The sequence below is a fragment of the Clostridium sp. AF27-5AA genome (genome assembly GCF_003478415.1).
GTDB classification, from domain to species: domain Bacteria; phylum Bacillota; class Clostridia; order Lachnospirales; family Lachnospiraceae; genus Otoolea; species Otoolea fessa.
In genome coordinates this window covers 1-22317 of the sequence record NZ_QUFH01000013.1, presented here as the reverse complement: position 1 = coordinate 22317, position 22317 = coordinate 1, and the positions used below count along the sequence as shown (strand labels likewise).

Here is a 22317-nt window from a genome sequence, read left to right as displayed (position 1 = left end):
CAAAGCCATCGTTGATTTGCGGGGCTGCTGACGGTATAATAAAGGTGTCAGCAGCTCCGTTTCTTTTTTAAGAAAAGGAGCGACAATATGAATAATCGAATAGACGCAATCTATGCAAGACAATCGGTAGACAAAAAGGACAGCATTTCCATTGAAAGCCAAATTGAATTTTGCAAATACGAGTCGAAAGGCGGTAACTGCAAGGAATACACAGACAAAGGGTACAGCGGCAAGAATACAGACCGTCCGAAGTTTCAAGAACTGGTGCGGGACATCAAGCGGGGCTTAATTGCAAAGGTCGTGGTTTACAAGCTCGACCGTATCAGCCGTTCCATTCTGGACTTTGCCAACATGATGGAGCTGTTCCAGCAGTACAATGTAGAGTTTGTGTTCTCTACGGAAAAGTTTGATACCTCCACCCCGATGGGGCGGGCGATGTTAAATATCTGTATCGTGTTCGCCCAGCTTGAGAGGGAAACCATACAGAAGCGAGTAACGGACGCTTACTATTCCCGCAGCCAGCGAGGTTTCAAGATGGGTGGGAAAGCCCCTTACGGCTTCCATACAGAGCCGATTAAGATGGACGGTATCAATACAAAAAAGCTGGTGGTAAATCCAGACGAAGCGGCAAATATCCGGCTGATGTTTGAGATGTATGCTCAGCCCACAACCTCCTACGGGGACATTACCCGGTACTTTGCCGAACAGGGGATTTTGTTCCATGGCAAAGATCTGATACGCCCCACGCTGGCGCAGATGTTACGCAATCCTGTCTATGTGCAGGCAGACCTTGATGTGTATGAGTTTTTCAAAAGTCAAGGGACGGTCATTGTCAATGACGCTGCCGATTTTACTGGCATGAACGGCTGCTATCTGTATCAAGGGCGGGATGTGAAGCCCAGCAAAAAGAACGACTTGAAAGACCAAATGCTGGTACTGGCTCCCCATGAGGGCATTGTCCCCTCTTACATCTGGCTGACCTGCCGCAAGAAGCTGATGAACAACATGAAAATCCAGTCTGCCCGGAAAGCCACCCATACATGGCTGGCGGGAAAAATCAAGTGCGGGAACTGAGGGTATGCCCTTATGAGTATCTTCAATTCCTCCGGCAAGCAATACCTTCGCTGTACGAAACGGCTGGACAATAAAAGCTGTGCCGGGTGCGGGAAAATCATCACTTCGGAGCTGGAAGCGGTTGTTTATCAGCAGATGGTAAAGAAACTGGCAAGCTACAAGACTCTGACAGGCAGAAAGAAAGCGGCAAAGGCAAACCAGAAAATTGCAGCACTGCAAGTGGAGCTTGCCCATGTGGACAGCGAGATTGAAAAGCTGGTGGACAGTCTGACGGGTGCAACCCCCGTCAGATACCTACCCTGTGTAGTCCCTTGTAAACTGTACTTTATGGCTTTTATAAGTTAATCATTCTAGTAGTATGTTTGATGTCCATAGGAGAATCCTTATGCCTGTCCATGGCACTGAGAATTTGAACACTTATTTTAATATGTAGCCTTGAAAAACGGCACCAGTGCAATCGCTTTCGCACAGTCATGGGAATAGCCGCCGCCCAGGCTCTGCATCCGAGTTTCTATTTTTTCAGCTATGGGATATACTCCAGTATTTTATCTGGTTAAAAATCCGAGTTATTTTTAAATATGGCACTATAAGCAATTTCCTATCAGTATTTTGTGAAATTTTAAACTATTTTTTAGCCAGTAGAATGTATTTGATAAAATCATCTACTGTTGCCCCCACGCCCGGATAGCGCTTCATCGACAAAAGGATTGCACGCTTTGCCAGCGGATCGCCAATCTTGTAATAACAGAGTTTTTCCGTTTTCTCTGTGTATTTCAGCAGTGCATCCCTAAAAAAGATGATACCGGACTGTCCGCTCCGCGCCACATTATAGGCAGTCTGAAGCTGATCAAAATACATAATCACCTTCGGCTCGAAACCAGCGTGGGCGCAGATATCCATACTCCTTTTATAAGAATCCTGATTCTTTTTCAGCATCAGAAATGGTTCTTTCGAGACTTTGGAAAGGTCCACCGCACGCACCGCTTCATCCAGAAAACTCCGCTCCAGGATTGATTCCCTGGAGATCTGAAACTCTTTCAGCTTCTCATTCACAGCAAAGGAAGCAGGAACCGCCATAATCATATACTCATACCCCAGCGTCACACTCTCAAACATCTCCGGGTCGAGTGCCTCGACATCCATCGTGATATCAAACTGCCCGGTTCTAAGCCCAGCATCCATCCCTGAAATATCCGTCTCCGTCACGTTGATCCGGCACTTTGGATTCAGTCTGCAATAGCCCCGGATCACCTCCGGAAGAAAATACGCACAGAAATATCCGGAGCTTCCGATGTTAATCACACCGGAACGGATACCCGCCAGCTCTGCAAAATGCTGCTCCATCTCATTGCTGAGCTCGTATATCTTCCGCGTTTTTTCCAGATAATACTGCCCCGCCGGGGTCAGTGCCACCGGGTTCACATTACGGTCAAAGAGAGCGATTCCATATAACTGCTTCTCTATCTTCTTGATCGCGCCGCTGAGGGCTGGCTGGGAAATATAGAGTTTCTGGGCTGCTTTTGAAAAACTTCCTTCCTTCGCAATTTCCATCACGTATTCATACTCTCGCTTACTGAACATACTCCCATCCCTCCATTGTATCTTTACGTACTACTTTATCTTTTGTCCGGTTATATGTTTAAGCCACTCTCCGAAAAAAAGTAAAAATATTTTTTATGCCATTATAACGAGTTCTTTTTATCACGTCAATTCTGTAATGTATACTAATTTTACACAATTTTCAGTCTCTAAACAACAATCCGAGCATTTTTCACTCTTGCTTTATGAGGCGTTCTTTCCTATAAAACAACGAAAAAGACGCTATGCTGAAGCCTCATTACTTCGTACACAGCGTCTTTTTATCCAGAATTTTATTAAAATCTAAAATTTGAATTATTCAGCCTGCTCAGACTCTTTCTTTGCGTTCAGGTACTCCTGGATGTTTGCCATAACCTCGTCTGCGTTCAGACCATGTACCATGCAGGCCTCCTCCAGAGACTCACCGATCGAAGACGGACAGCCAACACAGTGCATACCTGCCTCCATCAGAACATATGCAATACCCATATCATACTGAAGCATCTCGCCCATCGTGGTTGCTTTTGTGATTTCCATGATAAATTTTCCTTTCTATTCATACTTGCAGTCTCTTACGCAGCTTTGCGGTTTTCACCGCCGCTGCAAAAACACCGCGATTATTCTTATGCTTTCTTATATTAACACGAATCGCGCGGTTTTACTATCTTTTTTTGTGAAACATAGAAAATGTTACGATTCACTGGAAAAATTTTTCTGAGCTGAAAATTTTGTACAATCCGGCAGCAGCATTGCTCTTCTCTTGCATCCTCTTCTTATTTCTCTTATAATTACCATGATTGTTCTATGTTTTCCTGTATTGAGAATACGATAGTCACTGGCTCCGTTTTTCTGCCTGTGTCGGAAAACATTTTGATTTTTATACATTAAGGAGTTTTATAAAATGGATCCCTTTTCCATGTTAGAATTACTATTATCCGAAAACCAGTTCGAACTTATTCTCCCGGAAACCGGCACTTCTGCTCCCGACACGATCCGCCTGGTTTACCTGATGAATGATGCAGTCGAAAGTTTCCTCCTCTTCCATAACGTCCGCCTGACCGGTACCTACGATCCGGCATACGAGGGCGAACTCGATGCCCTCTTAACCCAGGATGAAAACGAACGCTATGCCCTGATCGTCCATCAGGGAGACTCGGTTGTCACACTCTTTTTCGAAGATCTGACTCTCGAAAATCACTACTATGACTACAGTCAGATCGGGCACTTCTGGATGAAAGGCTACGAATACCTCCGCCAGCTCGAATACCGCATCGCCATCCTGCGCGACAAACTCGACTATCTGGGGGAAAACTCCTGCAACGCAAACGAGCAGGAGCTTGCCTCCCTCGCGGAATTTCCCCCACTGAACGTCTGCTGCTACCCGGCGGTCCCGGAAAAATACCGCGTCATCCGTGAAAATCCCTGGCATCTCACCGAAGACGCTTCGCGCGTCTTCCAGTCCATCGCCGTCGAAGCCGGTGATCCAAAACTGCTACATCGCCTGAAGGACTATGAGCAGCACCCCACCAAGCGCCGCGCCCGTCAGATTGCCCGCCTCCTGCACCGGAACGCCCATGCCAAGACAGTCGATCTCCTGACCCGAAAGCTTCAAAAAGCCTCTTCCGCCTACCCGTCCCGCACCTTCGGAAAAGCCCAGCAGACCCGTCACCTGGCTCTCGAACTTCTTGCCAAAAAAAGACAGAAAGAGCTTGAAAAGCGCGGCATCCGCTCCGAACTGCTGCGTGAAGAACCCTTTACGACAGCGCAGGATTCGATTGAATTTAAGATGCATTTAATGATATGGGAGAAAGGAATTTTGAACCGTAAGGCGCGGATTGAAACCTGGGAGGAGCCGTAGTGGGACGTGAAAAACCTGAGAGCGGCAGCACTGGAAGCCGTTCTCAGGTTTTCACCTTGTTTTTAAGAAAATGATGGTTGGAATAAAATAATTTATTGCAACAGATCCTGCCGGTTGCAGTACTCTGTATGCAGCAGCTTATGTGACAGCTCCCCGCACGGTTCTCCCAGATACGTCTCATAAATTTTCTGGATCGCCGGGTTCTTGTGCGACTGTCTGACCGGAAGCTCTGCCTCTGCCTCATAGATGGCTTTCTTCCGCTTCTCCATGATCGACCATGTCTTAGGCGGATTTCCACCGCCGCCGATGCAGCCGCCCGGACATGCCATGATCTCGATAAACTGATAATCGGCGGTTCCGTTTTTTACCTTTTCCAGCAAAACTTTCGCATTTTTAATGCCATGTGCCACCGCTACCTTGATGACTCTGCCGTTCAAATCAACCTGTGATTCCTTGATTCCCTCGAAGCCGCGGACCGGTGTATAGTCGAGATGTTCCATCTCTTTGCCGGTTACCACCGCGTAGACGGTGCGGAGTGCCGCCTCCATGACGCCGCCAGTCGCACCGAAAATAAGTCCCGCGCCGCTTCCTTCGCCAAATGGATCGTCAAACGGTGTATCCGGAAGCTCGGCAAAATCGATTCCACCGGCACGGATCAAGGCAGCCAGTTCCTGAACCGTGATGGAAATATCCACATCCTGGTAGCCGCTGTCCTTCATTTCCGGACGGGTACACTCAAATTTCTTTGCTGTACATGGCATAACGGAAACACTGCAGATATCACCCGGATCGATTCCCTCGCGCTTTGCAAACCAGGTTTTAATCAGCGCGCCGAACATCTGCTGCGGAGATTTCGCCGTCGATAAATGCTTTGTATACTCCGGTGCATAGGTTTCACAATATTTGACCCACGCCGAACAGCAGGAGGTGATCATCGGCAGAGTTCCGCCATTCTGCAGGCGGTTTAACAGTTCCGTTCCCTCCTCCAGGATCGTCAGATCCGCGGAAAAATCAGAATCAAATACCTTGTAAAAGCCCAGGCGCTTAAGTGCCGACACCAGACGTCCCGTGCTGACAACACCCGGCTGCTCACCCAGTGCCTCCGCCAGCGTAATGCGGACGGACGGAGCCACCTGGATAATCAGTTTTTTGCCTAATTCTTTCTGGCGATATAACCCGTAGGTATGATAATGCACCGTCAATGCTCCGGTCGGACACACCTGCACGCACTGGCCGCAGTTAATACAATTGGTATCAGCCAGTTTTTCCCCATAGGCCGGGGCAATCAGCGTATGGAATCCACGGTTTTCCTTCGAAAGGACGTTGATTCCCTGAATCTCATTGCAGACCTCCATACAACGCCCGCACAGAATACATTTCTGCGGATTCCGCATGATGGCCGGAGAACTCCAGTCCTCCTTCTGATGGCGGAGCTGCTTGTCATAGCGGATATCGAGGTGCATTCCGACATCCTGCGCTACCTTCTGCAGATCGCATTTTCCGTCCTTCGGACATACGAGGCATTCCTGCGGATGTCTCGCAAAAATCAGTTCCAGAATATTTCTTCTCGCTTTCAGTACCTTCGGGGAGGCCGTCTGCACGACCATTCCCTCCGAAACCGGTGTACTGCACGCCGTCGGAAGCAGTCTCTGTCCTTCTACCTCGACCACGCAGATGCGGCAGACCGCCTTGATGCTCAGATCCTCATGATAACAGAGAGTCGGAATGTGGATACAGGCTTTTTTCGCCGCCTGGAGGATCGTCGTTCCTTCCTCCACCTCTACCGGCTGCCCGTCGATTGTCAGATGTACCATCATGCTTCTCTTCCTCCTCTCCGCTCAAATCGTCCCGCGTAGGATGTTCCCCGGCTGCGGTGTCTCGCATACGCGTCATACGAATCATACATGACATCGCGTTCACCGACTGCTGCACGCCGTCTTCCCATCCGGCTGTTTCCATCGTTTCTATAATCTTCTTCTGCTTCATAAATTCCTTCCGCCACGGCTGCCTGAGCGCAGACCGGGCAGTAATCGCGGTCGATGTGCGCCAGATATTCCTTACGGAAGTTTTGGATGCTCGTCTGCACCGGAACAGCGGTCGAATGTCCCAGACCACACAGGGCAGTCAGGCGCATCGTCTCCGTCAGCTCATCGATTTTTTCCAAATCCGGCAGAGTCGCCAGCCCCCGGCTGATGCGGGTTACCAGGTTGTAAAGCTGCTGGCCGCCCTCGCGGCACGGTGTACATTTTCCGCATGACTCGCCGCGGAAGAAGTCCAAATTGTTTCGCACAATATCTACAATACAGTTGCTGTCGTCGATGACCAGAATCGTACCGCAGCCAAGACGTCCGCCGGATGCCGAAACTGTATCAATATCCAGTGTCATATCGATCTGATCTGCATTGATGATCGCACCGGAGGTACCACCGGTCTGCACGCCCAGAAGCCCTTTTCCATCCGCGATACCGCCGCACACCTCATAAATGATATCTTTGAGGTTCACGCCCATCGGAAATTCAAATACGCCCCTGCGGACCACATTTCCACAAACCGTAAAAAGTTTCGTGCCAGGGCTGTTTGCCGTGCCGATGCTGCGGTACCACTCCGCTCCGTTTAAGAGGATCGGTGCAATATTCGCCAGCGTCTCTACGTTATTTAACATGGTCGGTTTTCCAAAGAGTCCGTGAATGCTCGGAAACGGCGGACGGAAACGTGGCTCGCCTCGTTTTCCCTCAATGGACTCAAACAATGCCGTCTCCTCGCCGCAGACGTAAGCACCCGCACCGGAGCGGAACTTGATTTCAAAGTCAAAACCGCTCTCCATCATATTTTTTCCTAAAAATCCGCGTTTTTCCGCATCCTCCAGCGCATCTTTTAATACCGGGAACAAATATGTATACTCGGCTCTCAGATAGATATATCCGGTATGGGCGCCGACTGCTTTTCCAGCAATCGCCATGCCCTCGAAGACCGCACACGGGTCGGTCGAGAGAAGAATCCGGTCTTTATTCGTTCCCGGCTCTCCCTCATCGGCGTTACAAACGATGTATCTCGTTGGGTCAGATGCGTGGGCGGTAAACTCCATCTTGCGATAGGTCGGGAATCCCGCACCGCCGCGTCCACGAAGTCCGGAGGCGCGGATCACATCAATAATCGCTTCACTGTCCATCGAAAGTGCTTTTTTCAGCGCTTCAAATCCGCCGCGGTCCGCATACTCCTGTGAACTTCTCGGATTAATCTTGCCGCGGTTTTTCAGCAATACGTGCATTTCCTCCATACTATTCCACATCCTCCCGTATATATTGTTTGATAATATCCCGCACCGATTCCGGCGTCAGGTTGCCGTACACGTGCTCATTGATCATGATCGCCGGGGATATTTCACAGAGTCCCAGGCAGGGACAGTATTCCAGAGTGAAACGTCCGTCCTCGGTCGTCTCCCCGATGCTGATGCCAAGCTGATCCTCCAGCGCCTGCACGACCGCCTGCGCCCCATGTACGTGGCACGGCGCGCTCTTGCACATTCGGACGATGTAGCGCCCCCTCGGTTTTACCGACAGCATCGCATAAAAGGTGATGAAACTGTACACCTTGTTCATCGGAATATCCATCTCCCTGGCGATGACTGACGCCACCTCCTTGGAAAATGCCGACACAACCTTCTGCGCCCGGATGATCACTGTCATCAGCATATCCGGTCTGCCCTTGTATTCCGCCGCAATCGCAGCCACCTGTACCAGCTTTGAAGCCGGTGTCTTATATACATAACTGTCCCTGTCCATCCTGCTCCCTCACTTTCAGTTTGTATTTTTCCAAACTTATTTTTTGTTTGACTAACTGTCTGTTTGATTTTTTCTCAATTATAGGGATGCACTGACAAATTGTCAAGAAAAACTTACAGTTTGGTTTGTTAATTGACAAACAGTTTGTCTGAGAGTATGATGAAAGAAACAGGTTTGCTCTCATTTCCCGTTATCTTGTACCTGAATTTTTGATTTTTAAACAAAAAAGGAGAACATTCTCTTATTTATGTTCCCTATCTACTAACTTTTTTCTATAGAAACAGGATTGACGCAGCAAAATGAACGCGATAAAATTTTTTTCAGGAACTTTGACAAAAGAAAGACAATCCCTGTGCATTTCATTTTCCGAATTATTTTAAGACGCAAAATTTTGCGATACACACTCGAGGCACAGAGCACCCCAAAGGAGGTATTCATGGAAATTTCCAACTACATGGACTTTCAGTTTCTCATCCGTTTTCTCGAAGGACTTCAAAAGTTTCTCGGAGATAACTGTGAGATCATCGTCCACGATTACCGCAAAGGCTACGATCACACGATCGTCTACGCATTCAACTCACAGCTAAGCGGGCGCGACGTCGGCGGTTCCCCGCGCGGCGGCATGATCACACAGCTTGGCAATGATATCGAGCCGCTCAAGCATTCGATCATTTCCCTCGATACCAGCCAGAAAGACCGGCTTTTTAAGTCCTGCACAACGCTCATCGAGGACGAACATCACAAAATTATCGGATCTGTCTGCTTAAATATGGATGTTCGCGATCTCTATCTGGCACAGAGCGCCCTGCAAAATCTGATCGGACGCCCGGGCACCATCGGCGTATCGGCAGCTGTGGGCGCACAGATCGACGGCATGTCTGGCTGCACACCATCCGGAATGGCTTCTGATGGCACCTTTTCCGGAACTGGCAGCACGGACGGCACGAATGGCGCAAATCAGGCAGCCATGTCTGACCGCGACTTTATTCTCAAAAAGAATGTCGATGATATTTTAAAGCACTATATTTATCAGGCAGAGTCCATGATCGGAAAACCGATGATGCTGATGAACAAGGAAGAAAAAATTCGTGCACTCGACTATCTTGACCAGAAAGGCGTCTTCAAGATCACAAAAACCAGCCTGCTCCTGTGCGACGCGATGCAGATTTCCAAGTATACACTGTATAATTATCTGGAAGAAGCGCGGATTTCACGAAAGAGTGAAACGAATGAATAAGAATCATAAACTAATTCTTTCAACCTCTGTTTGCTTAACCTTTGATTCATTTTAAAATATAAAAGACCTGAAGAGCAGCCATTTACCGCACCTTTCAGGTCTTTTTATATTCATTTACCATATTTACATTATTTTCTCAATTTTTCTAGTATTCTTTCTATTATTGTTGCTTCTTACCTATTCTTTTTATCCTATAAACAGACACCACGCCGGAATCGTAATCATCGAAATCAGCGTCGTGAGCACTACCGTTTTCGCTGCAAACGGTGCATCGCTGTCATAGCGCGCCGCAAAGATCGCTGCAGTTGCACCGGCTGGCATTCCCGTCATGATGACTGCCACACCTGCTGCCACCGAATCCAATCCGGCCGCCAGGCTGATTCCATATGCCAGAAGCGGAAGAAGGAACAGACGGAGCACACTGAATTTGAGGGCCGTCGGATTAATAATCTCACGCAGTTTCACATCGGTCAGAATCGTACCGATAATAAACATCGTCAGCGCCGAGTTACAGTTTCCAATGTAGGTAACCGTCGATTTCAGCACGCCCGGAAGCTGCAGCTGTGTCGCCATCAGGAACATACCGATGTAGACACCGACCAGACACGGGTGCGTCAGGACATTTTTCAATACCTTTTTCCGGTCAGAACCGCCTCCAACAAAATAGGATGTACCCGCCGACCACATGACAACGCGCATCGGAATCAGGAAAATGGATGCGTAGAGAAGTCCCATACTTCCATATACGCCTTCCGCAACCGGGTTTCCGAGGAATCCGCCGTTGGAAACGATCGTACAGTATTGAAGCACCTTCCGGTGCTGCTCTGAATATCCCTTAAACAGCACTTTGTTGAGTGCCACACAGACAAGCTGCAAGACAAATCCAACCGCCAACAGCAACCCGCACGTTTTAAAAATCGAAGCATCAAATGAAATCAGGCACGATTTCACAATATTGCAGGGAATCACGATATTCACGCAGAGATCCGTCAGACATTTTTCGCCTTCCTTGCTGATGATCCCGCGCCGTTTCAGTACCGCACCCGCCAGTATCATCAAGAATAAAGAACCCTGTAGGTTGCAAAGTTCGAGTAAATTCATATGGCTCTTCCTCCTTTTCCTACGGCCTTCTTATGAGACGAACCAAAAAACTCCAGATCGGCAGTATGTACAGATACGACGCCACCACCACACTCGCAATCGGAGCACCGACGGCTGCCAGAGGAACGGCTCCGGCGATCGACCACGGAACCAGCGGTGCCAGCACAACCGCCGTATTTTCCAGATCGATTGCAAATCGTTTATTATCTGGATTTCCTTCCTTGCAGAGCTGATGGGTCAGCATGATCGAAAGCGTCTGGTTACAAGCGATCATGGAAGCAACTGCCGCCACCGCAAAGGTCGCACCAAACGGAGTAATTTTCCGGCTCAACGCCTCTATTTTCCCCTGAATCGGCTTCAAGAGCCCAGTTCCCTCGAAAATTCCTGCATAACAGGAGGACAGGCTCACAATCGCAGCCACCTTAATCATTGATTTCAGGCCGCCGCCGTTCATCATAGAATTGAGCGCCGGATCGCTTGCCTGATAACCGGTCAGGCACATCTGTAAAATTTCTTCGATTGTCCGCCCCTGCAGCACCACGCTCAGAAACGCCGCCAACACAATGCTGATCAGCATCGTTTTCTTGACCTCCACCCGGAACACAGACAGCACCAGGATAATCGCCGCTGGGATCACCGCGCTCCAATGAAGTACAAAACGATTGGAAAACAGCCCTTCCACATCCATCCGTCCGTTTCCGGCACTCATGGAACGTCCCACTATATAATAGAGAATACATGTAGCCACAAATGGCACCAGCGATGTCTTTACCATTTCGCGGATATTTTCATAAATATCCGTCTTCGTCAGCACACAGACAAGATTCGCGCTGGACGATACCGGTGAACAGCGGTCGCCAAAATAGATGCCAGAAAGAATCGCGCCGCCGATCCAGAACGGGTCAAGCTCCATCGCACGTCCCATCGCCATACAGATAACACCCATCGTCGCGCCGGTTCCAAAGGAGGTTCCGGTCAGGATCGACACCATACAGTTAAGAAGGAACGCGATCACAAGAAATGCCGACGGCGACACCAGCTTCGACGACCAGCACACGATCACGGCGATCGTGCCGGACGCCCGCCACAGCGCTGTGATAAAGCCAATAAGTCCGAAAATCATCAGGATATTGCGGACGGTTTTAACGCCGGAAAGCGACATTTTTCCGAGTTCCGCAAGGCTGTGATTCCGAATCAAACCGTACACACAGAAGATCAGATAGCCGCCCGCCAGCGCCCAGAGCACCGATACGCCGGTAAACACGCAGCCTGCCAGCGCCGCGATAAATGCAAGTAATACAATTCCTTCTAACATAGCTTCACACTCTTTTCCCTACCAACCAGTTATTTTTCGCAGTAATTTTTTATTTTTTGATGTTTTTAGTATATTCCTGTTCTAACTCAATGTCCATCTGTTAATTTATGTATTAAATACAGTTTATTTTTGTATCCTTTAATTTAAGCTATTTCTGCCCTTCTGCCAACTCGGGTCTTCTTTCAGTTTCCCAAAAAATGTGTCCCCAGTGTTTTATAAACATCTTGGTTTTCTTCTACTTTCATCTTCCTCCTCATATACTTTTCTGACATACCCTCCCCGGAGATCTGCCATGCGAAGATTTCATCCTTTGATTACCGGAACCCTGCTCCTGACGGCAGTCGGATTTTTCTGCCGGATTCTCGGCTTTTTCTACCGCATCTTTCTCTCCCGGACGATCGGCGCCGAAGGTCTGGGTTTATATCAGATGATTTTTCCCATACATGGCATCGCATTTGCTCTCTGCGCCGGTCCAATCCAGACTTCGCTCTCCCGCCTGACCGCCGCCTCCCCGGAAAAGGGACGCGCCTTTTTGCGGGTCAGCCTCGCACTCTCACTATCGATCGCCCTGCCGCTGACCTCTTTGATCTACACCTTCGCCGATTTTCTCGCCGCACGCGTCCTTCTTGCGCCCGAATGTGCGCCGCTTCTGCCCGCACTCGCCCTCTCGATCCCCTTCTGCGCGATCCATGCCTGCTGCTGCGGGTATTATTATGGGCTCAAAAAAACGGCAGTCCCGGCATTTTCACAGGTGGTCGAGCAGTGCATCCGCATTTTCTCCGTCCTGCTGATCGTCCATGTCTGCCGCACGAACAGGATTCCGATCACGGTGCTGCTGGCTGTCTGGGGGCTGTTGATCGGGGAAGCGGCTTCGGCGGTGTTCTGTCTGTTAGTTTATGGATGCTCGAAGTCCGTTGCCATACTGCCAAATGCAAACACACCTATTACTCCCCTGCTCCTCCCCCTCCTCACCATGGCACTCCCCCTCATGGCGAATCGCCTCACGCTCAGCTTTCTCCAGAGTCTCGAAGCCATCTTTGTACCGAACCAGCTTCTCCTCTCCGGGCTCTCGCGGGTTGAATCGGTCAGTATTTACGGAGTCCTCACAGGCATGGCACTCCCCTTTGTCCTCTTTCCATCCGCCATCACCAACTCCCTCGCCGTCGTCCTGCTCCCGGCAGTCTCGGAGGCGCAGGCGCAGAATCAGCCGGACAAAATCGAACACACCATCTCCATGGCGCTCCGATACAGCCTGTACATGGGAATTCTCTGCGTCGGGCTCTTCACCCGCTTCGGTCCAGCACTGGGCGAAACCTTTTACCACAACGCCGATGCCGGACGTTTCATCCAGATTTTATCCTGGCTCTGCCCGTTTCTCTACCTCTCCACCACCATGGGAAGTATTTTAAACGGGCTTGGGAAAACGGGAACCGTCTTCATCCACCATACGGTTTCCATGCTTCTCACCCTGTCGCTCGTCCTTTTCGCCATCCCGCGATGGGGGATTTTCGCCTATCTGGCGGCGCTTCTCATCAGCGAACTGGTACTCGCCTTTCTCCACATCCACGCCCTCGCCTGCGAAGTCCCGATCCGCCTACCAGTCAGCCAGGGCATTGTAAAACCGGCATTCTGCCTGCTGGTTTCGATTGGGATGTTAGAAGTTATTCCAAACGCGTCTTACCTGCCTCACCTGTTTCCGCCTGTCCTCATCCAGTCCGGTATCCTTTGCCTGCTGTATATAGGAGGACTGCTTCTCTTACATACAGGTACAGTCAAACAATAAATTATATGCTATTTTGCTATATCCCTTAAATGCAATATGTTTAGGTATTTTCTGGCAATTTACATTTTTTTATTTTATACTTATTACATTCAGGGGGATTTACAAAGGGGGAACTTTTTTGAAATACGATATCAATTTTCGGCATTTAGAATATTTTATCAAGGTAGCGCGCCTCGGATCCATCAATAAAGCCGCCCAGGCGCTCTATATTTCCCAGCCGTATCTTGGAAAAATCATGCACGATCTGGAAGAAAATCTCGGCGCCAGGCTCTTTAACCGCAGCCGCTCAGGCGTAACATTAACGCCTGAAGGAATGGAATTTCTGACACATTCCGAAAAAATCATTGACGAAATGGAACAGCTCTGGTTTCAGAAAAAGAAGGAACAAATCAAAATTTCTGATCCGCTGGCTGTCTCCATGACACGTTTTTCTCATATCATGGAAAGTTTCAGTGAAATAGTCCTGCGTCACCGCGATCAGCCATCCTTCTCCCATCGACTGTATGAAGGCAATTCAGACGAAGTCATCGAGGATGTGGTATCCGGGCGTGTCGATGTAGGCGTGTTTCATTTTGACAGCCGCAAACGGCGTGAAATGGAGGCCTTGCTCGAATCAAAAGGGCTGGAATACCATTTTCTTGCCAACATCGAACCACACATTATCATTTCCCGCAAACATCCGCTTCTGCTGCAACAGAAACCGGTCAACCTGCACACACTGGCAGAGTACGGCTTTCTTTGGTATCTTGGACAATGCGATGATTATATTTACCAGCTTCTCTCCGAAGGGGATCAGGATGCAGAAAAAATGCGCTCGAAAATCACCTATCTTTCCAGCCGCGCCACCCTGATGTACATGATCTCGATCAGTGACTGCTACAGCATCGGCATCCACGATTTCGCCAAACAAGAAGCCTCCTACCACTCCACTTCTATTCCGATTCCAAACTGTGGTTTTATGCTGGAATTTGGATATGCAATGCGGAAAGACACGCCAATGACGGCGATCGTACAAGAATTTATTTATGACTTAAAGAAAAAACTTCTCTAAAAAAACACCATCAAAGCTGCCGGACATTCACAGCCGTCCCGGCAGTTTTTTTTGATCCTTTTCAGCACCTCTTCCCCGTTCATCATAAATATTTATTCATATCTGACATATATATCCCGTTATACCTTTTTGTCATATCCCTTAAAGCTGACACGCATTATACAAACTGTCTTCCCCATGCTACCATACTATCAGAAAGCAACACCGAATAAAAAACAGGAGGCGTTTAAGTATGAGAGATGTACTTGAACAGGCCGTTGCACTGGGAAAAACACATACCCATGAGGGTGCAGTTGCCACCTACATACCAGAGCTTGGAAAGGTAGATGGCAGTCAGCTCGGAGTCAGTGTTTTTTGCCGGAACGGCAAACGGATTTCCGTCGGAGATACGAAAGTCCGATTCAGTATTCAGAGTATCTCCAAAATCATCACCCTTGCAGTCGCGCTGGAAATCTGCGGCTTCGACCAGGTATTTAAAAAAGTAGGCATGGAGCCGACCGGCGATCCATTCAACTCGTTGATGAAACTGGAAAATACAGACAGTTCGCCTTACAACCCGATGATCAACGCAGGCGCTATCGTAGTGGCAAGCTGCCTTGCTTCCGAAATCAGTTTCGATACCATGCTTGATACCATCCGGGCTCTCTGCATGGATCCGGACATCAACCTCGACAAAAAGGTTTATCACTCGGAAATGTCTCATATTTCCCGCAACCGGGCAATCGCCTATCTGCTGGAAAGCAAGGGGTACATCGAAAAGAATAAAGATGTGGAAAACAGCCTGCATTTTTATGTCAAAATGTGCTCTCTCAGCGTGACGGCAGAAAGCCTCGCCGGACTGGGACTGATTCTCGCCAACGATGGCATTCATCCAGACACGGGAAAACGGCTTTTAAGCAGCCAGGCGGTTAAAATCGTCAAAACACTCATGTTTACCTGCGGTATGTACGATGGTTCCGGCGAATTTGCCGTCCGGGTCGGCATCCCATCCAAAAGCGGCGTCGGCGGCGGTATTTTATCAGTGGTAGACGGCGAGATGGGAATCGGCATCTTCGGACCGGCGTTAGATAAAAAGGGGAACAGCGTCGCTGGAGAATGCGTACTGGAATATATGTCACATGAGCTGCATCTCCATATGTTTGATCCGCAGCGGCACACTTTATAGCAAAAACGATATGTAAATTGTATGAGAGGGGTATTTTAAAATGGCAGATTTATACGCAAAGATAATCGGCACAGCAAGCAACTATCTTTACAGCTACGTGTTAATCATCCTGCTGGTAGGCGGCGGCATCTATTTTACCATCCGCACCAAAGGGGTACAGCTTCGTTACTTACTTGAATCTATCCGGGTTATCCTGGAGCCATCCGACAAGGAAGATGAGTCTATTTCCGCCTTTCAGGCATTGATGGTTTCCACTGCTTCGCGCGTCGGCACCGGAAATATCGCCGGCATTTCTACCGCCATCTGTTTCGGCGGTCCGGGCGCTATCTTCTGGATGTGGATGACCGCGATCCTCGGAAGTGCAACCGCATTTGTAGAAAGTACGCTGGCACAGATCTACAAACGCCGTGCCGAGGACGGAAGTTGCTACGGCGGTCCTTCCTACTATATTGAAGCCGTTCTGAAAAAAAGATGGCTGGGTGTTCTCTATGCTATTTTCATGATTTTGACTTACATGGTTGGATTTAACCTCGTTGCATCCTTCAATGTGGCAGATTCTTTTAAAGTATACAGTTTCTACAATCCAAGCCTGACTCCGATTCTCATCGGTATCATCCAGGCTGTTATCTTCGGCATCTGCATCAGCGGCGGCGGCAAACAGATCGCTAAAATCACAGGAATTCTTGTTCCGGTAATGGGCGGACTTTACATTGCAGCTGCCCTGCTGATGATTATTCTCCACGGAAACATGATTCCGGGTATGTTCGCAAGCATTTTTGAAGGGGCTTTTGATATTCAGGCTATCTTCGGCGGCTTCATGGGATCCGTTGTGATGCTCGGCATCAAGAGAGGCTTGTTCTCCAATGAGGCAGGTGTCGGTGCTTCCGCTACCGCAGCCGGTTCCGCGGGTGTCAGCCACCCGGTCAAACAGGGTCTTGTTCAGGTATTATCCGTATTTATCGATACTGTTGTCATCTGCTCTGCAACCGCATTTTTACTGCTCTGCTCCGGCGTTGCACCGAGTGCAGACATGGCTGGCATGGCATATGTGCAGGCAGCTATGAATAACGTATTCGGCACCGCAGGTGTTGTATTTATCACAGTTGCCCTGATTTTATTTGCCTTTACCACGCTACTCGGAAACTACTATTTTGCTGAAACCGGCATGGCTTATCTCTGCGGCAAAACTCCGGTCAAGGGCATCCGGATTACCCAGAGAGTGATCGCTATCGTGATTGTCCTCATCGGTTCTGTGGCAAGTCTCGGCATCGTGTGGGATACCGCCGATGTTCTGATGGGACTGATGGCAGTCATCAACGTACCAATTATCTTCCTGATTGCCAAGCCGGCGCTCCGCTGCCTGGAAGACTACCGGGCACAGAAACAGGCTGGGAAGAATCCGGTCTTTAAAGCAGCTGATATTGAGTTGAAAGAAGAAACCGATTTCTGGAATTAATAAAAACAAAAATCCGCATAAACAGGGCTGTCAGAATCTTTCCCACACATGGTTTCAACCACACTGTGCAAAATTCCGACAGCCCTGCCTGTATTTTTTCATATCTGTATTATATCTATCTTTTTACCGTTTTATTAATCTGCAGCCTTATTTGCGGTTCTTCCAAATCAAAAACATTCCAGCTGCCAGCAGCACCACTCCGACGGCGGCTCCCACCATCCAGTTCGAAGAAGATATTTTCCCCGATCAATTTTATCGAAATCTCTATTTCTATATCTTATACTCTCATAAAATAGCAGATTTCTGTTCCTACTCCTGCTCGTCCTCCTTCAGCACGTACGGCGTCATCTGGTATACATAGTAATTCAGCCAGTTCGTGTACAGTGTGTTGGACATATTTCTCCATTTCAGCACCGGCATGGAAAATGGATCGTTGTCCGGGTAATAGTTGCACGGTACCTGCGGATTTAAGCCTTTTTTCAGATCGCGGTGGTACTCGTTGTTTAACGTCATGCGATCATACTCTGGATGCCCCTGAACGAAAATCTGGCTTCCATCCTGGTTCATCACCAGAAATACGCCAGCCTCATCCGATTTCGCCAGAATCTGCAATTCCGGATGTTTCAGAATATCCTCTTCCCGGTCTTCCGTGTAACGGGAATGCGGGCAGTAAAAATAATCATCGAGACTACGGACCAGCGGGATCTTCCGGTTCAAAAGACGATGTCTGTAAATGCCGGAAAGCTTCGTCTTTCTCTGATGTTTCTGGATTCCATAATGATAATAGAGTCCCGCCTGCATCCCCCAGCAGATATGAAGTGTCGAAGTCACATGCGTCTTGCTCCACTCCATGATCTTCGTCAGCTCGTCCCAGTAGTTGATCTCCTCAAACTCCATATTCTCCACCGGCGCACCGGTAATAATCATACCATCAAAGCGCTTGCGGCGGATCTCGTCAAACGTCACATAAAACTTATTCAAATGCGTCTGCGATGTGTTTTTCGAAACGTGCGTTTCCAGCATCAGGAATGAACAGTCCACCTGCAGCGGCGTATTCGAAAGTGCCCGCAGAAGCTGCGTCTCCGTATCCTCCTTGATCGGCATCAGATTCAGAATCAAAATCTCAAGCGGACGAATATCCTGGCTCATCGCCCGATCCTCATCCATCACAAATATATTCTCCGATTCCAAAATTGCCTTAGCAGGAAGATCCTTTTGTATTTTAATTGGCATGGTTATATATCCCCTTTTTATATAAAATTCGTTTGAATTTTAGGATTCTATTATATACCGATATGATTCATTTCTACTTACAATAAAAACTATATCAGCATTCCTAATCATAACACAAGCTTCAAAAAAAAGCCAGCTAAACACTGTCTGGTGTCCAGCTTTTTCACCTCTCTTATAGCTTCAAAAACTCCTCCTCCGAAAGAATCGGAACCCCCAATTCCCGCGCCTTCTTATTCTTCGAGGACGACGACGCCACATCATTATTGATCAGATAATTCGTCTTGGACGTCACACTTCCGGTCACCTTGCCGCCGCGGCGCTCAATCAGCTCCTGTAGCTCTTTCCGGTTTTTGAAATGTTCCAGCGAACCGGTAATGACGAAATTCATCCCGGCGAATGCCTCATCTGCACCCTCACTGCTTTCTTCGTCTCCTGCCTCAAAGGTCAGCTCCGCCAGCAGATGATCGACGATCGTATTATTCTTTCCATCCGAAAAGAATGCCGTCCACGCCTGCGCCAGAACTTCCCCGATTCCATCAATTTCGACCAGATCTTCCACGGTGGCGTGACGCATCGCCTCAAAATCATTTTTAAAATGACGGCAAATCATCTTGGCATTTGCCAGACCGATGCCTGCAACGCCCAGACCGTACACCATTCTCGGCAGGGTCGTGTGGGACGCTTTCTCAGCCGCCGCAATCAGATTGTCATACGATTTCTGCCCGAATCCGTCCATCTCGACGATCTCTTCCTGATGGCGGTCCAGATGGAAAATGTCCGCATACTCATGAATCATGCCGACACCTATAAATTTCTCCAGCGTCGCCTCTGAAAGCCCCGCAATATTTAACGCATCGCGGCTTGTAAAAAGAGTAAAACTCTTGATTTTCTTCGCCTGGCAGTCCGGGTTCGTGCAATAAAGCGATTTTACATCATTGATCCGGCGCACCTCCGTCTGACCGCCGCACACCGGACATGCCTCCGGAATATCCCGGACGCCGCTGCGCGTCAGGTTATCCGCGATTTGCGGAATGATCATATTTGCCTTATAAACCGTAATCCGGTCGCCTGACCCCAGTTCCAGCGTCTCCATGATGCTGATGTTGTGAACACTGGCGCGGCTGACCGTCGTTCCCTCCAGCTCAACCGGTTCAAATACTGCCACCGGGTTAATCAGCCCCGTTCTCGACGCGCTCCATTCAATATAGAGAAGCTTCGTCTCCTGAATCTCATCCGCCCACTTGAATGCGATCGAATCGCGCGGGAATTTTGCCGTCCGCCCCAGCGACTGGCCGTAGGCAATATCATCATACAAAAGCACCAGTCCATCCGACGGCGTATCATTTTCCGCAATCGCCTCAGAATACATTTTGACCGTCTCCGGCAGCGTCTCTTTTGTCACCTCATGGTACTCTACGACCTCAAACCCCTGTGTTTTCAGCCATTCAAACTGTTCTTTCCGCGAATTTTTGAAATCAATGCCATCCGCCTTTACAAGGCTGAACGCATAAAAATGGACATGCCTCTGCGCTGTGATTTCGCTGTTTAACTGACGCACCGAACCGCTGCATAAGTTTCGCGGATTCTTATATTTCGCATCGACATCCTCGATCTGCTCATTGATCTTCTCAAAATCCGAATACCGGATGATCGCCTCGCCGCGCAGGATAAGCTCACCCTGGTAGGAAATATTTAACGGCACATTGGCGAACGCCTTTGCATTTGCCGTGATAACCTCGCCGATCTCACCATTTCCACGCGTAACCGCCTTGACAAGTGTTCCATTCTGATAGGTCAGGACGATCGTCAGACCGTCCATCTTCCAGGATAAAAGCCCGGTCTGCCCGCCGAGCCAGTCTGCCAGCTCTTCCACGCTCTTCGTCTTATTTAACGAAAGCATCGGTTTCTCATGGCGCTCCTTCGGAAGCGCACTGACTACCTCATATCCTACATTCTGCGTCGGGCTGTTCGCAAACACAATTCCCGTCTCTTTCTCCAATGAAACCAGTTCATCATAAAGCTTATCATACTCAAAGTTGCTCATGATCTCCCGGCTCTCCTGATAATAGGCGCGCCCTGCTGCCCGCAGCGTCCCAATCAGCTCCCGTATCCGTTTTGTCTTGTCCTCTGCCATCTATCTGACTCCACCTTTCCCATCGCTCTCTCCAACTGCCTCTGAATGCGTTTTCAAGCATTTCTATGCAACCTCATATGTGAACCTGCACTGACTGCCAGACAACATTGTCTCAGCCATTCTTCTTCCCGTTCAAAATATCTTCTAATTTCTGTCTCTCGGCCGCTGTCACTTCCCGGTACTCGCCTGTTTTCAGCCCATCCAGCGTAATGTTCAGCATCCGGACGCGTTTTAACGTCTGCACCTGGTACCCCAGCGCCTCGCACATCCGGCGGATCTGGCGGTTGAGTCCCTGGGTCAGGATGATCCGGAAACTCGTCTTCCCGGTCTTTTCCACCTCACAAGGACGGGTAACCGTATCTAAAATCTTCACTCCTGCGCTCATCTTCCGGACAAACTCACTATCAATGGGTTTATCCACCGTTACCAGATATTCCTTTTCATGTCCGTAACGAGCCCTTAGAATCCGGTTGACCAGCTCGCCCTCATTCGTCATGAGAAGCAGCCCTTCTGAATCCTTGTCCAGACGCCCGATCGGGTAAATCCGGACCGGATAATCTAAAAATTCTACGATATTTTCTGCCCGATCTTTATCAGAAGTCGTGCAGACAATCCCCCGCGGCTTATTGACCGCTAAAAGCACCGGCGCATCCTTGCCGGACACCGCTACGCCATCGCACGCCACGCGCTGTCCCGGCATCAGCTTCTGCCCGACCTCTGCCACGCGCCCATCGATCGTCACACGCCCGTCCGCGATCCGCCGATCCGCCTCCCGCCGGGAGCAGATGCCCGCCTCGCTCAAAAAGCGGTTTAAACGAACACCTTCCGCTGGAATCCGGGATTCCTGCTTTTCACTTGGCTGTACTCTCTTGTATGATTTATCATTTTGATTTTTTTGCATTTTATTCATCTCATTTCGATTTATTGTGCCGTAGGATTCCGGCAACCAAAGTATAAAAATTATAACATTTTCGTCCATGGGGGTGAACCTCACATGGCTAAAGTCACATGCTTCTCAGCCGTTTTAAACGGCAAGACTAAATATCGGCGGATACGCCAGTAACTTAGAATTCGTGCGGATACGCACTTTTCCCATGCCGGATACGGCTGGTTTCCACATTACAGGTAGTCCGCTGTATATCTGCCTGCATTTATGCCGCTTTTAAATTGTTTACTTCTACATAAAGCTTTCTCAAATCTGCATAAACACAGGAGGTTCTACGCTTCACTGCAGGTACTTTTACCTCCAGTGAAGACCTTTCCGTTTCCGGCAAGGGTTTTAAAAGTTCCCGTATAAAATATCTCGCTCCGATATTATAGGATGCTGACAGGTCGCAGTTATACTGTTTTCCGGTCCGGAAGGTACATAGGCTATGGTTCTCCTGGTTTCTTACTACCGCTCCGCTTCCGTCACAGGCCAGCCTGCTGGTGTTCCGGGCACTGACTCTTGAGACACGAATCCCGTTCCGATGTGCCTGATGTTCACACAGTTTCTGAATATCCCGCTTTCTCCATAAATGAAGCTTTTGTTTCTTTTTTCCGGATATTTT

General features: G+C 48.9%; 16 protein-coding genes and 1 pseudogene. 7 read left to right on the top strand and 10 right to left on the bottom strand.

Annotation, left to right across the window (positions count from 1 at the left end; genetic code table 11):
* Window positions 1-87: 87 nt before the first annotated feature.
* A pseudogene (locus DWY89_RS12160) lies at window positions 88-1353 on the top strand (recombinase family protein); the annotation flags it as partial.
* A 345-nt stretch (window positions 1354-1698) separates the two neighbouring features.
* Here the strand turns inward: DWY89_RS12160 and DWY89_RS12155 are convergent.
* Complete coding sequence (locus DWY89_RS12155; protein ID WP_118523988.1) at window positions 1699-2655, bottom strand: LysR family transcriptional regulator; 957 nt, start codon at window positions 2653-2655, stop codon at window positions 1699-1701.
* A gap of 312 nt (window positions 2656-2967) precedes the next feature.
* Window positions 2968-3189, bottom strand: a complete 222-nt coding sequence (locus tag DWY89_RS12150) for a DUF1858 domain-containing protein (RefSeq protein WP_107001272.1) — start codon at window positions 3187-3189, stop codon at window positions 2968-2970.
* Between the two features lie 364 nt (window positions 3190-3553).
* On the opposite strand from DWY89_RS12150, the gene DWY89_RS12145 reads away from it, so the two are divergent.
* Complete coding sequence (locus DWY89_RS12145; protein WP_118524708.1) at window positions 3554-4510, top strand: DUF3878 family protein; 957 nt, start codon at window positions 3554-3556, stop codon at window positions 4508-4510.
* Between the two features lie 92 nt (window positions 4511-4602).
* On the opposite strand, the gene DWY89_RS12140 is transcribed toward DWY89_RS12145, so the two are convergent.
* From DWY89_RS12140 to DWY89_RS12130, 3 genes are read right to left on the bottom strand one after another with little or no spacing between them, the layout of a single operon-like run.
* Window positions 4603-6327, bottom strand: coding sequence for an NADH-dependent [FeFe] hydrogenase, group A6 (locus DWY89_RS12140; protein WP_333491467.1), 1725 nt, complete (start codon window positions 6325-6327; stop codon window positions 4603-4605).
* Window positions 6324-7787 (bottom strand): NADH-quinone oxidoreductase subunit NuoF, encoded by a 1464-nt coding sequence (gene nuoF, locus DWY89_RS12135; RefSeq protein WP_181986212.1) that lies wholly within the window; start codon window positions 7785-7787, stop codon window positions 6324-6326. The genes DWY89_RS12140 and nuoF overlap by 4 nt, the downstream gene beginning before the upstream one ends.
* A 1-nt stretch (window position 7788) precedes the next feature.
* On the bottom strand, window positions 7789-8292 hold the full coding sequence (locus tag DWY89_RS12130; RefSeq protein WP_107001275.1) for an NAD(P)H-dependent oxidoreductase subunit E: 504 nt from the start codon (window positions 8290-8292) through the stop codon (window positions 7789-7791).
* 436 nt (window positions 8293-8728) lie between these two features.
* Between DWY89_RS12130 and DWY89_RS12125 the strand changes: the two genes are divergently transcribed.
* Window positions 8729-9529: a helix-turn-helix transcriptional regulator gene (locus DWY89_RS12125; RefSeq protein ID WP_118523994.1), complete on the top strand. Its 801-nt coding sequence runs from the start codon at window positions 8729-8731 to the stop codon at window positions 9527-9529.
* 186 nt (window positions 9530-9715) lie between these two features.
* Here the strand turns inward: DWY89_RS12125 and DWY89_RS12120 are convergent, their stop codons facing one another.
* Both DWY89_RS12120 and DWY89_RS12115 read right to left on the bottom strand, forming a co-directional pair.
* A complete protein-coding gene (locus DWY89_RS12120; RefSeq protein WP_118523995.1) occupies window positions 9716-10630 on the bottom strand; it encodes an AEC family transporter in 915 nt (304 codons plus the stop codon).
* 19 nt (window positions 10631-10649) lie between these two features.
* Window positions 10650-11945 (bottom strand): Na+/H+ antiporter NhaC family protein, encoded by a 1296-nt coding sequence (locus tag DWY89_RS12115; protein ID WP_118523996.1) that lies wholly within the window; start codon window positions 11943-11945, stop codon window positions 10650-10652.
* 292 nt (window positions 11946-12237) lie between these two features.
* On the opposite strand from DWY89_RS12115, the gene DWY89_RS12110 reads away from it, so the two are divergent.
* The 4 genes from DWY89_RS12110 (at window position 12238) to DWY89_RS12095 (ending at window position 17400) form a co-directional block, all read left to right on the top strand.
* A complete protein-coding gene (locus tag DWY89_RS12110) occupies window positions 12238-13728 on the top strand; it encodes a polysaccharide biosynthesis protein (RefSeq protein WP_118524707.1) in 1491 nt (496 codons plus the stop codon).
* 118 nt (window positions 13729-13846) lie between these two features.
* Entirely contained in the window at window positions 13847-14779 is a 933-nt protein-coding gene (locus tag DWY89_RS12105) for a LysR family transcriptional regulator (RefSeq protein WP_107001280.1), read from the top strand.
* Between the two features lie 232 nt (window positions 14780-15011).
* On the top strand, window positions 15012-15944 hold the full coding sequence (gene glsA, locus DWY89_RS12100; protein WP_107001281.1) for a glutaminase A: 933 nt from the start codon (window positions 15012-15014) through the stop codon (window positions 15942-15944).
* A 40-nt stretch (window positions 15945-15984) separates the two neighbouring features.
* Window positions 15985-17400 carry an alanine/glycine:cation symporter family protein gene (locus DWY89_RS12095; protein WP_118481985.1) on the top strand — a complete coding sequence of 472 codons (1416 nt, stop codon included), beginning with the start codon at window positions 15985-15987 and terminating at the stop codon, window positions 17398-17400.
* 309 nt (window positions 17401-17709) lie between these two features.
* On the opposite strand, the gene metA is transcribed toward DWY89_RS12095, so the two are convergent.
* The 3 genes from metA to DWY89_RS12075 form a co-directional block, all read right to left on the bottom strand.
* Entirely contained in the window at window positions 17710-18633 is a 924-nt protein-coding gene (metA, locus tag DWY89_RS12085) for a homoserine O-succinyltransferase (RefSeq protein ID WP_107001283.1), read from the bottom strand.
* A 172-nt stretch (window positions 18634-18805) separates the two neighbouring features.
* Window positions 18806-20767, bottom strand: a complete 1962-nt coding sequence (gene ligA / locus DWY89_RS12080) for an NAD-dependent DNA ligase LigA (RefSeq protein WP_118524706.1) — start codon at window positions 20765-20767, stop codon at window positions 18806-18808.
* 112 nt (window positions 20768-20879) lie between these two features.
* On the bottom strand, window positions 20880-21668 hold the full coding sequence (locus tag DWY89_RS12075) for a pseudouridine synthase (protein WP_117796006.1): 789 nt from the start codon (window positions 21666-21668) through the stop codon (window positions 20880-20882).
* Window positions 21669-22317 lie beyond the last annotated feature (649 nt).